14 protein-coding genes are annotated in these 15,092 nt (G+C 51.4%); all 14 read right to left on the bottom strand.

The annotated features are described in order from the left end of the window. Window positions 1–151: 151 nt before the first annotated feature. Window positions 152–1,426 (bottom strand): Rne/Rng family ribonuclease, encoded by a 1,275-nt coding sequence (locus ACFOLF_RS30235; protein ID WP_210045655.1) that lies wholly within the window; start codon window positions 1,424–1,426, stop codon window positions 152–154. A 41-nt stretch (window positions 1,427–1,467) separates the two neighbouring features. Further along, window positions 1,468–2,352, bottom strand: coding sequence for a site-2 protease family protein (locus ACFOLF_RS30230; protein WP_210045654.1), 885 nt, complete (start codon window positions 2,350–2,352; stop codon window positions 1,468–1,470). Next, window positions 2,345–3,289, bottom strand: coding sequence for a peptidoglycan DD-metalloendopeptidase family protein (locus ACFOLF_RS30225; RefSeq protein ID WP_210045653.1), 945 nt, complete (start codon window positions 3,287–3,289; stop codon window positions 2,345–2,347). Before ACFOLF_RS30225 ends, ACFOLF_RS30230 begins: the two co-directional genes overlap by 8 nt. Before the next feature lie 190 nt (window positions 3,290–3,479). Beyond that, a complete protein-coding gene (gene minD, locus ACFOLF_RS30220) occupies window positions 3,480–4,271 on the bottom strand; it encodes a septum site-determining protein MinD (protein WP_210045652.1) in 792 nt (263 codons plus the stop codon). 188 nt (window positions 4,272–4,459) lie between these two features. Continuing rightward, on the bottom strand, window positions 4,460–5,119 hold the full coding sequence (locus ACFOLF_RS30215) for a septum site-determining protein MinC (protein WP_210045651.1): 660 nt from the start codon (window positions 5,117–5,119) through the stop codon (window positions 4,460–4,462). A 62-nt stretch (window positions 5,120–5,181) separates the two neighbouring features. Further along, complete coding sequence (mreD, locus tag ACFOLF_RS30210; RefSeq protein ID WP_210045650.1) at window positions 5,182–5,709, bottom strand: rod shape-determining protein MreD; 528 nt, start codon at window positions 5,707–5,709, stop codon at window positions 5,182–5,184. Further along, window positions 5,706–6,584, bottom strand: coding sequence for a rod shape-determining protein MreC (gene mreC, locus ACFOLF_RS30205; RefSeq protein WP_379113743.1), 879 nt, complete (start codon window positions 6,582–6,584; stop codon window positions 5,706–5,708). The genes mreD and mreC overlap by 4 nt, the downstream gene beginning before the upstream one ends. A 47-nt stretch (window positions 6,585–6,631) precedes the next feature. Next, entirely contained in the window at window positions 6,632–7,663 is a 1,032-nt protein-coding gene (locus tag ACFOLF_RS30200; protein ID WP_210045649.1) for a rod shape-determining protein, read from the bottom strand. A gap of 43 nt (window positions 7,664–7,706) precedes the next feature. Further along, on the bottom strand, window positions 7,707–8,396 hold the full coding sequence (gene radC, locus ACFOLF_RS30195) for a RadC family protein (RefSeq protein ID WP_210045648.1): 690 nt from the start codon (window positions 8,394–8,396) through the stop codon (window positions 7,707–7,709). 45 nt (window positions 8,397–8,441) lie between these two features. Next, window positions 8,442–9,065 carry a Maf family protein gene (locus ACFOLF_RS30190; RefSeq protein ID WP_210045647.1) on the bottom strand — a complete coding sequence of 208 codons (624 nt, stop codon included), beginning with the start codon at window positions 9,063–9,065 and terminating at the stop codon, window positions 8,442–8,444. 34 nt (window positions 9,066–9,099) lie between these two features. Then, window positions 9,100–9,342 carry a DUF4321 domain-containing protein gene (locus ACFOLF_RS30185; protein WP_210045646.1) on the bottom strand — a complete coding sequence of 81 codons (243 nt, stop codon included), beginning with the start codon at window positions 9,340–9,342 and terminating at the stop codon, window positions 9,100–9,102. 62 nt (window positions 9,343–9,404) lie between these two features. Continuing rightward, entirely contained in the window at window positions 9,405–10,853 is a 1,449-nt protein-coding gene (locus tag ACFOLF_RS30180; RefSeq protein WP_210045645.1) for an SPOR domain-containing protein, read from the bottom strand. Window positions 10,854–12,274: 1,421 nt separating this feature from the next. Then, a complete protein-coding gene (gene murC, locus ACFOLF_RS30175; protein ID WP_210045644.1) occupies window positions 12,275–13,675 on the bottom strand; it encodes a UDP-N-acetylmuramate--L-alanine ligase in 1,401 nt (466 codons plus the stop codon). A 7-nt stretch (window positions 13,676–13,682) separates the two neighbouring features. Further along, window positions 13,683–15,059, bottom strand: coding sequence for a bifunctional folylpolyglutamate synthase/dihydrofolate synthase (locus ACFOLF_RS30170; RefSeq protein WP_210045643.1), 1,377 nt, complete (start codon window positions 15,057–15,059; stop codon window positions 13,683–13,685). Window positions 15,060–15,092: the final 33 nt, after the last annotated feature.

The following is a 15,092-nucleotide window of genomic DNA, read 5'->3' as shown; positions in this document are numbered from 1 at the left end:
CAATAACCGGCCGGGCTTGTCAACCTGTTCTGTGCGGTAAATGACTGCAGGGGAAAAATCCCACTCCTACAGGCACCATAATATATTATCACAGGATAAGTCACAATAGCAACAATATAATTCCATTCCAGCTATCAAACTGCCTGTTTATTTACTTGCCACCTGATGGCCTGGACATATTCACTCTGCCCCTGCCCTTGCAAACCGGACAGACCTCCAGCAATTGATTCATGACATGGTCACGAACCTTCTTGCGGGTCAGCTCCAGCAGTCCAAGACGGGTCCAGCCGACAACCTGGCATTTGGTGCGGTCAAGCTTGAGCAAACTCTCCAGCCGGTGTGCGATCTGTTCACGGTGCGATTCCTGCTCCATATCAATAAAATCAATGATAATAATGCCGCCTACATCACGCAGCCGCAGCAATCTGGCAATCTGCTCGGCCGCTTCCATATTCGTCTGGAACACCGTATCTTCCAAATCGCGCGAACCGACAAATTTACCGGTATTGACATCAATCACGGTAAAAGCCTCCGTTTCGTCCCAGACCAGATCTCCTCCGCTGCTCAGACGGATACGGCGCTCGAATGCCTCCTGCAGCTGATGATTCACCTGATAGCGGTTCATGAGCCCCACAGAAGAATGACTGGAGTGAGACTGATCATAGAACCGCAGCCGGGATTGCATGGTAGGCGCCATTTGCCTGATTAAAGCTTCCGTCTCGGTGTAAAATTCCTGATCGTCAATCCAAACCTCGTCCAATTCCACAGTAAGCAGATCTCTCACCAGCCGGTGGGCAAGACCTGCCTCGCGGTGAAGCTCCGCGGGTACCGGAGTATCCTCCGAACGGGCCTCGATCCCCTGCCACAGCTCCCGCAGGAACTGCACATCCGTCTGCAGCGCGTCACTGGCCTCGCCCTCGGCCGCGGTGCGCAGAATAATTCCTTCATCAGAATGGCGGAAACGTTCACCAAATGAACGCAGCCTTGTCCGCTCCTGCTCCATCTTCACTTTTTTGGATACTCCGACATAGGCGGCATGAGGCATATACACGAGAAATCTCCCCGGCAGCGAGAAATGTGTGGTTACGCGCGCCCCTTTACCGCCGAGAGGCTCCTTGACAACCTGCACCAGAATCTCCTGACCGACCCGCAGAAGCTGAGCGATCGTCGGCTTCTCCTTCGGCTGCTGGTCCAGATGGGGATGAAGCACATCGTCAATATATAGAAATGCGTTCTTGACAAGTCCTATATCCACAAACGCCGCCTGCATGCCTGGAAGGACGTTCACAATTCTTCCTTTAAATATACTCCCGACAAGTTGGCTGTCCATCTCTCTGGTTTCCATATAAAATTCCAATAAACGGCCTTTATCGACGATTGCGATTTGCAGTCTATCCTTTTCACTATGCACTAGCATCAGCTTCATCTTGATTTATCACCTGCCCAGTAGGTGTTCTGGGTTATATTTTACATGAAAAGCTCCAAAACTGCACGGTCTGCCTTTCCCTCTGCCAGGAAACCGTTCACCAGCCGCTGTTCCGGCAGCACCGCGACAATGCTTCCCTGCTCTTCCATGACGACAATCAAGTGGTAGCTGTCGCGTTTAAACAAACGCAAAGCGGAAGCGATTGTATGATGCCTTGAGATAATAATGGGAAGCGCCCAGCTCCCATGCTCAAGTGATCTTGAAGAGGCTGCCGCCCGATGTGTCAGAAAGCGGATAAACAAAAAAGGGATATGCCGATAGGCTGTCCAGTTCGTCAGCAGCAAAAAAAATCCCACCGCCAGCAAGTTCGCCTGAATCCCGCCGCCCGGATGACGAAATACGGGAACAACCGAAACTATTATCATGCAGCTGCTGAGGAGCAGACTAATTCTCGACCCCCAGACAAGCGTACGATGAAATGGCTGAATTCTGCTCAGGGCTGCCTGCAGCAGCTTGCCTCCGTCAAGGGGCAGAATGGGCAGTAAATTAAAAAGCCCGATCATCATATTCGCCTGCATCACATAAATGGCCCAATCATGGCTCCACCAGCCTAAGAAACCCATAAACCACGCCAAGACCCCCATCCAGACATTCTGCAGCGGACCGGCAATTGCGACAATCGCCTCTTCCCTTGCCGGAAGGTTGGCCCCTTCTTCGATTTCAGCAACGCCTCCAAAGGGAAGCAGCTTCACTTCACGGACTGTCCACCCAAAGCCTCTGGCCGTAACGACATGTCCGATTTCATGGACCAGCACGATAGCGAACAGAGTGATAAGCTCTACAAAATAACCTGTTGCAATGGAAGCCAGCATGACAAGTACAAAAAGCGGATGAACCGACCACGCAATCCCGTACAGCTTAATCAAACGGGATGACGTCAGCGGGATCGACGTACCGGCCTTTCTCCTTCACCGCAAAAAATAACAAGCTTTGCTCACCTTCTTGGGCAGCAGGCAGCTCCCCAAGCGACTCCCCGGCTTCCACCCAGTCATTAACAGCCACCTTCACCTGACCAAGCCGTCCGTAGACCGTCATCCGTCCGTTGGCATGCTGGACAACAATGGTCTTGCCCGTCTCCTTCTCTTCGGATACAAGCAGAACCCGGCCTGTTTCAGCCGTCAGTACCGGAGCCGCGGAGCTGCCGGCAAGCTCGACTCCGCTTAAGGTTTCCGCAAAGGAGCGGATAATTACTCCCTTTGGAAGCGGTGCGACGACAGGCAGCGCCACCTCCCCCTCGGCCAGCTGCGACTCTCCCTGATCCCCGCCGTTGAACAGCGGAATAAAGGAAGGCGCACCGGCAAACATCCGATTGTACCAGGTTGCAGCCTGGTTGAAATCGATTTGTTCCGTGAGGGCTGCCGTAACTATTTCCTGTCCCTTCTTCGCTGCAGGAGTCTCCAGATGGGACATGGCGAATACGATAACGAAAAGCGCAGCGGCGATAGCACTCTGAATGAAAAGTCCCTGGACGATGAACGGTTTGCCTGGAGGGCGCTCGCCTCCGGGGGCATCCGGAACCGGCCGGTTCCGGATGCCCTTTTGAGGCGTACGCTCCCATCCCGTTCTTTCCCATGGATTGGCCTGCGCCTTCCACATTTGCTCAGGATCAAGTCCCTGCTCCGGGATTTGCACAGTGAGCGGAAAGTTCTTCTCTTCGAAAGGCAGCGGCATAACGGGTGATGGCTGATCATCCTTGAAGCTGCGTACCGGTATCATGACAGCTTGTTCCTGCTTCTGCTTTTGCTTCATTATCCGACGGATCCGCTCCTGGCGGCGCTGACGGATACCATTGTTTGTATCCACGGCCAATCCCTCCATCTCATCAAGCTTGTTCGCTTATTTATATGAGAAGACGGGCTTGTTTATGTTGTTGGCAAAACTGGGCAGCGGACACAAATAAACCGTTCAGCTTTGCTGAACGGCTTCCAAGAGAGCCGGGGGGATGAACAATTCACTCCGGCTCAACGGTTAGAGATTGCTCAATCACTTGCAATCAACCTATTCCAAGAAACTTGCGGAAACGCTTTATGACTCCCGACTTTTCCTCAAGCGGCATTAGCGGCACCATGTCGCCTAACATCCGGCGGGCGATATTGCGATAGGCAATAGCAGCACGCGAGGAAGGATCCATGACGGTAGGTTCACCCGCATTGGCCGATCGTATTACGTTCTCGTCGTCCGGAACGATCCCCAGCAAGTCGATTGCGAGCACCTGGCAGATTTCATCGATATCCAGCATTTCACCCGACCGCACCATATTGGCGCGGATCCGGTTAATGATCAGTTTGGAGGGGACCTTGTTTTGTTCAAGAAGTCCAATCACCCTGTCCGCATCCCGGACAGCGGCATTCTCCGGCGTGGTGATGATAATCGCGCGGTCAGCGCCCGAAATGGCATTGCGGAATCCCTGCTCGATCCCTGCAGGACAATCAATCACGACATACTCGAACTCCTTCTTCAGCTCCAATACAATATCTTTTACCTGCTCGGGTGTAATATCGTTCTTGTCCTTGGTCTGAGCAGCCGGCAGCATATAGAGTTCATCGAAACGTTTGTCCTTAACGAGCGCCTGATTCAATCGGCAGCGGCCTTCGGAAACATCGATCAAATCATAAATGATCCGGTTCTCAAGCCCCATCACCACATCCAGATTACGCAGACCGATGTCGGTATCCACCATGCAAACTTTTTTGCCCAATAAAGCCAGCGCCGTCCCTAAATTGGCCGAGGTCGTTGTTTTTCCGACTCCGCCTTTCCCTGATGTAACCACTATCGCTTCTCCCAAGCTTAACACTCCCCCGCTGCAACCATCGAAGCCTCAAACCGCTAAGCCAGGCTCCAATTGGCAGTCTAAGTAACGTTGTACCAGAGCATATACTCCGCTAAGACCCAAAACCTGAATAGTATTGGGACTTTTAAAAGCCTGGCGGTATAACAAGATTGTTCTTCGCTTCATGAATGAATCCAATAAACCTATACCTTAAAAACAAAAGAATGACTGCGTAAACGATGCAGCTGCGACATCTTGTCAATCTTCATGGCGCCTTCATTCAAATAAGCGAATTCCATCGTTGCATCACCTGTCATCCACTCATCCGGCGGCCGGCTGATCACTTCATTAATACGAAGCTGAGTAGGTCTGAGCAGAGAAGCTGCAATAATAGCATCCGTTTTGCCGCCGGTTCCTGCATGGGCGAGTCCGCGAAGAGCGCCAAGCACATAAATATCCCCTGTGCACAGCAGCGAGCCTCCGGGATTCAGATCTCCCATCAGCAGCAAATCGCCATGATGCTCCACGGTTTGCCCGGAGCGGATAATCCCGGTCATGACGCGTATATTGTTGCCCTCATCAATTCTGGGTGCTTCCGGCATATCACTTTCAACCGACTGCACGATAAGATTGCCTTGCTGGCGGATAACGGACCTTATTTGATCCTTCTCCTCCTCGTTCGCCAGGCGGGCACCCAGCTTCACATGAACATGAACGATCGGACCGGTCAGCAGCTGTTGATGCGACTTTTCCAATTTGTACTGCAGTTCTTGAAGAAGCACGGAAAATTCGCAATGGTCGTCAAGAAGAAAAACCAATCCTTCTTTAACGCCTTTGATCGTAATATGCTGCTTATCGGTCACGCTCGTCCCTCCTTCTCTACTTATTACGATTCTTTTTCGGACCTCCCGATTCCTGCCTGGGCTTATTTTTCATCGTCATCTTCTTTATTCTTTTTCAGGCTGCCCTCGAACCACCGCCTTGCAGGCACATACATGAGCAGGGAAAATAACAGCTGAAGAAAAAGACTCGGCAGAATGTGATCAAAAATCGCCCATTCATAGGACAGGCTGGTTAGTCTGAAGACGCGGTAAATAAAATGGACAACCGTATCATTTATAAAAGTAAACAAACCGACCATGGATAAGGCCATCAGAAGGGTACTTCTTTTATTTTCCAGCAGCAGACCAGACAAGTATCCCACAAGCCCGAACGTAAAGGACTCAACTCCAATAATTCGTCCATAAAAAGCCAGATCCTGCAGCAATCCAAAGGACAAGCCAAGAATAACTGCGGAATGGCGGCCCCGGTACATCGCTGCAAAAAGCACAAAAGCCAGTGTGAAATGAGGAACTACCCGCCCCACTAGACCATCCGGCAGAATCCAGTAAAAAATCGTCCCCTCCGAAATAAAGAAAAGCAGCATCACAAGGATAATCCGTTGTATGCTCATTGCGTTTCTGCTCCGGTATCCGGAATTTTCACCACGAATACTTCCGTCAAATGATTAAAATCCGCTGCAGGCGTAATCGTTGCCGTCTGGGTCAGACCAAAATCCCCTACCTGAACGGAATCCACAGTTCCGATAATCAAACCTTTTGGAAACACATTGGCAAGCCCGGAAGTGATGATCGTGTCGCCTTTTGCAATGGGATCTTTTTCGGGAATTTTGCTCATCGTCAGCTTGCCCGTATCCTTACCGTAACTTTCGATCATGCCAAAGGAATCCTTCTTGTTCAGTGCCGTGGCGGGAATTTGCTTCGTACTGGCATCCAGCGAATTCGCATCCAAATCCGTTATCGGCATCACTGAGGAATAAAATGGATCAACGCGGTTCACCAGACCGACGAGGCCTTTGGTCGTGACGACAACCATATTTGTTTTAATCCCGTCCCGGGAACCCAAATCAATCCGGATCGTCTTGTCGTAAGGATCATTGCTCGCAGATACAACCTGCGCAATCAAATATTGATAGTTATTCAGGCCCTTCTGCCGCTCGGTAAAATTCAAATCCTCTTTCAATGATTCATTTTCTTGTTCAACCTGGTTAAAATGGATGCTGTCCCTGGCATAATTCGCCGCAATTCCGCGGAGAATTTCATTTTCCTTGTATACGTCATGCAGCTTGGATAAATCTTCAAACAAGCCCGCGATATAGCCTGCGGGCCTGTAAAACCATTCCTGTACAAATGCGCTGGAATCGAGGATAAAATTTTCCGGCCAAGTGAGCTTCTTGCGCTCACCGATCGAAAAGCCCATAACGGCTACAAAAATAATAAATATGATCATCAGAACAAACATGCGTCGATTGCGCATCCAATTAAACAATTCTTATCACCCGTCCATTCCACTCATCCGTTTTCCCCATCCGGACTTTATCGTTTGGAACGAGAAACCGGGCCGCCCCGCGTTTTGAATAAATCAATATTATCAAGCGCACGTCCAGTTCCTATTGCAACGCAATCAAGCGGATTCTCCGCAACAATAACAGGCATCCCCGTTTCACGGGCCAACAATTTATCGAGGTTGCGCAGCAGCGCGCCTCCTCCGGTCAGTACAATTCCACGATCCATAATATCGGAGGACAGCTCCGGCGGACACTTCTCCAAGGTAACTTTAACCGCTTCAACGATCGAATTCACGGTATCCATGAGCGCTTCCGTGATTTCACCGGAGGAAATCGGCAAGGTCTTAGGCAGTCCGGACACAAGGTCGCGGCCGCGAATTTCTATGGTTTCGGGCTTGTCCATCGGCAGCGCCGAACCGATCTCCATCTTGAGCTGCTCCGCTGTCCGTTCCCCGATCATGAGGTTATACATGCGCTTGATATATTGGATAACTGCTTCATCCATTTCATCGCCGGCAATCCGGATCGAACGGCTTGTTACAATACCTCCAAGGGAAATAACCGCCACTTCGGTCGTACCGCCGCCAATATCGACGACCATGCTGCCAGTAGGCTCCCATACCGGAAGATCGGCCCCGATAGCCGCTGCGAAAGGTTCTTCAATTGTGAAAGCTTCCTTGGCTCCCGCCTGCTCCGTTGCTTCCTTGACAGCCCGCTGTTCCACTGCTGTAATGCCAGATGGCACGCAAACCATGACATTCGGATGGCGCGGAAAAAAAGAACGCTGCTTCTGAGCCTGGCGAATAAAATATTTAATCATTGTAGCTGTTGTTTCAAAGTCAGCGATAACGCCGTCTTTCATCGGACGGATCGCCCGGATGTTGCCCGGTGTGCGGCCGATCATTTTTTTGGCTTGCTCGCCAACAGCTTCAATGGTTTTTGTATCCGTACGAAGAGCTACAACTGAGGGTTCTCTTACGACAATACCTTTTCCTTTTACATATACAAGCGTATTTGCCGTTCCCAGGTCAATCCCTAAATCCTTTGTACCACCAAACATGATAATCTTCCTTTCTCTTCTTAAGGCAATCCCTCATATTATATTACATACAACCTTGCTCCTTCAAACTGATAAACCGATTGTCACCTATTACCAAATGGTCAAGCACATCGATGCCGACCAGTTCGCCCGCCTCCACCAGCCTGCGTGTCAAAGTAATGTCCTCAGGGCTCGGCGTAGGGTCGCCGCTTGGATGGTTATGTAAACATATTATAGATGCGCTGCTGCACTTAATGGCCGCCCGAAAGACTTCACGCGGGTGCACAAGCGACGCATTCAAGGTTCCAACAGAGAGGGTCTCGCGATGGATGACATGGTTTTTGGTATTCAAAAATAAACAGACGAAGTGCTCCTTTTTCAAATACCGGAGTTCCTCCATCATGAAATTAGCCGCATCGGAGGGCTTGCGAATCGTCAGAGTCTCATTCTGCTGGCTGCGCGCAAGGCGCCTGCCCAGTTCAATGCCTGCACGCAGCTGAACGGCCTTGGCCGGTCCAATACCGCGAATGGCCGTGAGTTCATCAATGCTCATGTCAACCAGGCCATACAAGCTGCCGCATTCTTTCAGAATACGCGAAGCGAGCAGCACAGCAGATTCACTCTTGGTTCCCGTTCGTAACAAAATAGCCAGTAATTCGGCATGACTTAATGCTTCGGCCCCAACTGTCATCAGGCGTTCTCTTGGTCGGTCTTCGTTAGGGACATCCCTCAGCACATATTGCTGCGCCTCCATGTCCTGTTCCTGCCTTCTTGGATGAATTGACAAATCATGCTTGAATCAAATGACTTCTACGCCAAAAGCAGACAGCATTTCGGACAGCAGGGATAACGGCAAGCCCACGACATTGAAATAGCAGCCGTCCAACCTGTCTACCAGCGTCGCGCCCAGACCTTGTATGGCGTAGCTTCCCGCTTTATCCAGTGGTTCTCCGGTCGCCACATAACGCTTCATCCGGTCCTGATCAAGCGGTTTCATGGCAACCCTGGTCATCCGGTAACGGACAAGCTCCCTCCCTGAGGAAGTCTCCAGGCAGGCGACACCTGTGTAAACATGGTGTTCCCGTCCCTGAAGTCTGGTCAGCATCCTGAGCGCGTCCTGCTCATCGACAGGCTTCCCCAGAACGTCCCCGTCCACTACGACTATCGTATCCGCTCCAATAATAAGAGACCGGTCCGCGTCATGGCCGCCGAGCATGGGAACAGCCGCTCTTGCTTTGCGCAGTGCGAGCTGCTCGACAATACGGGATGGCGACCAATCCGGAGGTGTTTGTTCATCCGCATCGGTCGACAAAATGAGAACCGGCAAGGACAGGTCGAGCGATGCGACCAAATCCCGCCGGCGTGGAGATGATGAAGCCAGCACGAGCTGGCGAACTTGTTTTGTAGGAAGGGATGCATCCATTTGAGTAGCACTCCTATTAATTACTGATGCGTTGTCACATTTTGCGGTACAGCCAGACGGCTGCAACAAGCCCGATGATACTGAGCAGGCTTACCTTTAAGCGGATTGTGAAATCGTAGCTCAGCACAAGTAAATCTGCAGCTGGCGACCACTTAACTTCGGAGGTTTTGGTTAGAAACGATAGTCCAGAGACGGGAGTAAGCCAGCGCGCCACCAAAGTGCCCGCCAGTAAACCGATTAAGATGAATAACAGCAGAATCCATCCATTTTTCTTCATCTTCCATCGTCCCTCGCCATTTTTTGACACGTTTGCTCTATTATACGCTCCAGCGAAACGCTTTACAATCCATCGATAGCAGCAAACCAGGCTTTTTGGGCAAACACCGCTTCCATGAGCGCGTTTTGCATTGACCACAGATGCGCATCAGAAGGCTTCTTTGCATATTCGCCAGCTGCAGCGGACGCCGCGTTCACCTGCTGAATAACCTTGAGCAGCGCCGTTTTTTGCTGTGCATCTGTCACACCCTTCTCTACAAGCGAAGCTGATTTTACCCACTGCTGATGAAGCTCGCTCCATCTGCTCGCCTCACCCGTGGAGGCATCATTAAGCTTTTCTAATGTGCTCTCATCCATTTGACGAATAAGCTCGCCCGTTTGTTTGAAAAAACCTTCAATTTCTGCAGGCTTGCCGGTATAGGGTATGGAGGAGAGTGCGGGTACATCGATTTGTTTGATATAAACTTCCATTCCGGTTAACGTTTGGCCAAGCGCAAGCGCCTCGTTTCGATCCGCAGCCATGCCCACATATACCCGATAGTCTTCACCATCCGCATAAGATGCAGCCGCCAACCCTTTTGCCGTCAGTTCCTGAACTGCCGCATCCAATCCTTCTTGATTGCTGAAAACTCCATACTGCAGCATGTAATAGGAGCTTTCAGGTATATCGACTTTGATATTGGATGATCCAGCCGCTGCCCCGCTCTGATTTCCAGAAGTGCTGTTGCTCCCATTTGAATTAACCGCCGCGACTTGACTGTCCTTATTATCTGCGGCGTTCGCGCCCGCACCAACCTCAACAGTCGGCACAGTCGCTCCGGCCCCAGGATCCTCCGTCGACGGCGGACCTCCCGCAAAAAGGGCCAATATAAAATAACCAAACAATCCTCCGGTCACAACCGCTCCGGTCACGGATGCAAATACCTTGTACCAGGATGGATTCCGGCCATGGCGGTAATTTGCAGCCGTCTTGAACGAGCTGAGGTTGCCCTGTGAAACTGAAGGATTCCTTTCGTGCTCGTCCAGATCCGCAAGATCAATTTCAGGCTGATGCGCTTGAATTGTTTTCGGTCTCCCGTTGAACGGCTCCTCCGCTGCCGGCATATGATACAGACTATCGTGAGCGTCATAGACGGGAGTTGATGCCATATAGGCATCCTCCCAGGACGAAAGCTTCGCTTCTAAAGGTTTTACTGTTTGTGGCGGGTCAGCATGGGCGGGCTCGGCAGGTTTTACTGTATTCCTGGAGTCCTGAGGCGTGGCTGAAGGCTGAGATGCTCCCTTGACCGTTTGACGATCCGTCTCGCGAATCAACTGCTCCAACGCATGCGCATCATTTTGGAACGGGCTGTTCCATGTTCCCTTATCGGATGAAAATTGAAGTTCTTCCTGAAAAATCGGCACGACATTGGACTTGTTCGGGCGTTCCTGCAAATCCGGATCCGGCTCCCGCTGCTCACGAGCTCCGTTTTGCTTGTCAAAACGGTACGTAATGCGTGCTTTTGAATTCATATCACTCTCTCCTTGTCCGCATTCTCTAGTACGCTTCCTATGGTACTTAGGCAAATATCTTTGTGAATCCTGTCCCTATTTTCAACAATGTCTTTGTGTTCCTTGTCCCTGTTTTCAACAAAGTCTTTGTGTTCCTTGTCCCTATTTTCAGCAATGTCTTTGTGTTCCTTCTCCCTCTTCTCTAGTAATAGTGTATGAAGAGATTAAGAGACTTATGACAAGTACCCCTCCCTAAATCCCTCCTGAGGAGGGACCCCAAGGGTCTTCCGACCCTCTGGACACCCGGAATTGACTAACGTGGGCGTTATAGAGAATCGCTAGTATGCCGCTGACTGCTATGATCGTTTTCGTCCCTCTCGGGACACACTTCCATGTAGCGCTCCCGAGTCGCCTGTGGACTTTCGTCCCTGAATAACGAACGCAGCTGCAGAGACGCTCTTATGTTACAGCAAGCAGGGATCGTTTTCGCCCCTTCCCGGGGCACACTTCCATGATGCGCTCCCAAGCCGCCTGTGGACTTCGTCCCTGAATAACGAACGTAGCTGCAGAGACGCTCTTATGTTACAGCAATCAGTGATCGTTTTCGCCCCTTCCCGGAGCACACTTCCATGATGCGCTCCCAAGCCGCTGATGGACTTCGTCCCTGATAAGATTTGGTTCATATTGATGAGGAATTTACCTTGATATTTGAATTGTAATTATCTCGGATTCTTAAATCGGGGATTAAAATAAGATCGGAAGAATGTAATCGTAAATGGAGTAAATGAGTCTGTGATTCTCAAACGTTATTCCAGTCCCGAAGGGACATCTGGTGCCCCAAGCGCAGAAGAAGTAAGAGTGGGTCCCGTCAGGGACGAAAAACGACGCCACCTCGTAGCAGCTAGTCCGCTCGCCGCTCCGCCAACGTTATCCCACCCGGGTGTCCAGAGGGCCGGGACCCTTTGGGGTTCCCCTCCGGGGGATTTAGGGGGCCATCAGCACTAAAAGTAGGAGTGGGTCCCGTCAGGGACGAAAAACGAGGCCACCTCGCAGCAGCTAATCCGCTTCGCCGCTCCGCCAACGTTATCCTACCCGGGTGTCCAGAGGGCCGGAACCCTTTGGGGTCCCCCCTCCGGGGGATTTAGGGGGCCATCAGCACTAAAAGTAGGAGTGGGTCCCGTCAGGGACGAAAAACGTGGCTACCTCGTAGCAGCTTGCCCGCTTCGCCGCCCCGCCAACGTTATCCCACCCGGGTGTCCAGAGGGCCGGGACCCTTTGGGGTCCCCCTCCGGGGGATTTAGGGGGCATCTCCACTCCATGGAAATGGAATCCGGGGAACATTTGGGGAGAGGCATCCCCAAATAAAAATAGCCCTCTGGCAGCATCCGAAATTGAATCGGATGTCCAGAGGGCCAAGAGGTACTTGTCGTCCCACAGAGGACTTAGGGATGCCTTGATCGAAGCAGTCTTGCGAGTCCATCGGCAACCTTCCAAATGTCTCCGGCACCCATAGTAATGACAAGGTCACCTGGTGACACTCTTTCGGACAGCTCGGCAAGCACCTCTTCTTTAGTTGGCAGATAGGCGGTGTTCGCATTGCTGTTTTTGACGATGAGCTCGACCAATTTTTTAGAATGAACGCCTTCGATCTGCAATTCGCCGGCAGGAGAGTAGATGTCTGTAATAATGACCTCATCCGCCTCCATGAAAGCCCTGCTGAATTGCTCAAACAGAAAGAAGGTCCTCGTATAGCGCTGCGGCTGGAATACGGCGATAATTCGCTTTCCAGTTGATTTTGCCGCACTGATGGTCGCCTGGATCTCAGTGGGATGATGGGCGTAATCATCAATGACGAGAATATCATTAACCTCGCCGAGAACCTGAAAACGGCGTTTGGCTCCGCGAAAATCGACGATAGCCGCGGCTATTTCGTCGAAAGGCACACCTGCCTCCAGACAAGTAATGATAGTTGCCATCGCGTTGTAGACATTATGCCGCCCCGGAACGGACAGGTTGATACTGCCCAGCTTATTGCCATGCTTCGTCAACTCGAAGGAGGCTTTACGGTCGCCGAGTTCAATATTCGCTGCTGTGTATACGGCGTCGTCTCTTTCGATCGCATATGTGATGATCCCGGATCCGCCAAGCGGACCGGCTTCCAGATTCGGCAGCATATCCAGAAGGTTTTCATCGTCAATGCAAATAATCGCTTTCCCGTCTTCCTTAACCTGGCTTAGGAACTGCACATAAGCGGCCTTCAGCTTGGTGAAATCGCCGTCGTAGTTCTCCAAATGGTCAGGCTCAACGTTGGTCACAATAGCAATCGCAGGATGATATTGCAGGAAAGAGCCGTCGCTCTCATCGGCCTCCGCTACTACAAACTCTCCCTTTCCGGCCTTTGCATTGGTGCCTACATTAATGATCTCTCCCCCGATAATATAAGTGGGATCAAGTCCGCATGTTTCCATAACAAGTGCGATCATCGATGAAGTCGTCGTTTTGCCATGAGCGCCCGCAACTGCGACGCCTTTGCCGTTATTCATCAGTCTCGCCAGCATTTGTGCGCGATGCAGGATCGGAATGTTCAAATCCTCTGCTTCTTTGCGCTCCACATTGTCGCGGGACAAAGCGGTAGAGTAAACAACAAGGTCCGCGCCTCTCACATGCTCCCGCTCATGGCCAATATAGATATGCGCTCCATTAGCCGCAAGCTTCTCGGTGAGTTCCTGCCCTGCGACGTCGGAACCTGACACCTTGTACCCCATTTCCAGCATGACCCGAGCGATAGCGCTCATACCATAACCGCCGATACCGATGAAATGAACGTGTTCTGCCGTATTCAAAGACGGTTCACCAACCTTTTTCAGAATCCATATTGTAGAGCAATTGAGAGCGGACGTCTGCAATCAAATAGAGCGTTCCGGTTACAACCGCCAAATCGGCTTCACCGGTCAACTTCTGAAGCCGCGCGAGCGCCTGCTTCCAATTCGGTTCCACGATGAGCTCGAAAGGGCGGCCGATTTTCTCCCTCATCTCCCGAACGATATTTGCCAATGCTTCGGCCGACATCGCCTTGCGAAAATCAGGCTCAGTTACCACGAGCGTATCCACTAGAGGTAGTATATGCCGTATTGTGTCAGGATGATTCTTGTTCGCCAGCATCCCGATCATAAGATGAAGACGGTTATACGTATACGTATTGCGGAGTGCGTCCGCGAGCGTTTCTGCGCCCTCGGGATTGTGCGCGCCGTCAACCAGCAGTCGGGGAGATTGGAGCACCATCTCCAGCCGTCCGGGCCAGGCTGCCTTGCGCAATCCCTGCCGGAGATCTTCATCATCCATAACAAGCGCATAGTATTGACGCATAACCTCCAGCGCCATGACAGCTACCGCAGCATTGGCGCGCTGATGCGCACCATTCAGCGTAATCATCAAATCGTCAATGGAGCGGAACAACCCGTTGAAACGAAAATGCTGCTCGTCTTCCTTCACATTGAGTGTGGTTTCACTGAATTTCTCACCGAGCAGATACAAGGTGCTGTTTGCAGCCTTGGCCCTGGAAGCGATGATTTCGATGACCTCCGGCTGACTGACGGCGCTTATTACGGGAACTCCGGGCTTGATAATCCCTGCTTTCTCCCGGGCGACCTCTTCAATGGTATCACCCAGAATATCCATATGATCATGTCCCACATTTGTGATGATGGAGACGATGGGATTGACAATATTCGTTACATCAAGCCTTCCCCCAAGCCCCGTCTCCCAAACTACAAAATCCGGATAAGCCACTGTCGCATAATACAGTATAGCCAATGCCGTTGAAACCTCGAACATTGAGGGCGATCCAAGCTCCGATTCCGCAATCTCCTCGACATGCGGCTTAAGCCTGTTGGACAGCATCAGCAGCGTTTCCTCCGGGATATCGACACCATTATATTGAAACCGGTTGGTGAATTTGGTGATGAAAGGAGACGTGTAGGTCCCCACATCATAACCGGAGTGAATCAGCACGCTGGTAAGGTAAGCACAGACGGAGCCCTTGCCGTTCGTACCGGCAACATGAATAAACTTCAAGCGGCGCTCCGGGTGGCCGAAGCGTTCCATCAACAGCTCGATGCGTTCCATTCCCGGCCGAATGCCGAACGCAACTAATCCTTCTATCCAATCCCGTGCTTCCTGATAAGTTGCAAGTCCGCCGTCAGCGGACTTAAGAAGCTGATCTGTCATAAAAGTTCTTCCTTCTTCCTCATTAACCTAAGC

The organism is Paenibacillus sepulcri (assembly GCF_042647105.1).
Lineage (GTDB): Bacteria > Bacillota > Bacilli > Paenibacillales > Paenibacillaceae > Paenibacillus_Z > Paenibacillus_Z sepulcri.
Note: the sequence above shows the minus strand (reverse complement) of the source record. Positions and strands in the feature narration are given on the sequence as shown.

What these genes read in the sequence shown, in the direction of transcription:
- ACFOLF_RS30235 (WP_210045655.1), bottom strand. Translation starts at nt 1,426, where the DNA reads ATGAAGCTGATGCTAGTGCATAGTGAAAAGGATAGACTGCAAATCGCA.
- mreD (WP_210045650.1), bottom strand. Translation starts at nt 5,709, where the DNA reads ATGAGCATACAACGGATTATCCTTGTGATGCTGCTTTTCTTTATTTCG.
- ACFOLF_RS30200 (WP_210045649.1), bottom strand. Translation starts at nt 7,663, where the DNA reads ATGTTTGGTGGTACAAAGGATTTAGGGATTGACCTGGGAACGGCAAAT.
- radC (WP_210045648.1), bottom strand. Translation starts at nt 8,396, where the DNA reads ATGGAGGCGCAGCAATATGTGCTGAGGGATGTCCCTAACGAAGACCGA.
- ACFOLF_RS30190 (WP_210045647.1), bottom strand. Translation starts at nt 9,065, where the DNA reads ATGGATGCATCCCTTCCTACAAAACAAGTTCGCCAGCTCGTGCTGGCT.
- ACFOLF_RS30185 (WP_210045646.1), bottom strand. Translation starts at nt 9,342, where the DNA reads ATGAAGAAAAATGGATGGATTCTGCTGTTATTCATCTTAATCGGTTTA.
- ACFOLF_RS30180 (WP_210045645.1), bottom strand. Translation starts at nt 10,853, where the DNA reads ATGAATTCAAAAGCACGCATTACGTACCGTTTTGACAAGCAAAACGGA.
- ACFOLF_RS30170 (WP_210045643.1), bottom strand. Translation starts at nt 15,059, where the DNA reads ATGACAGATCAGCTTCTTAAGTCCGCTGACGGCGGACTTGCAACTTAT.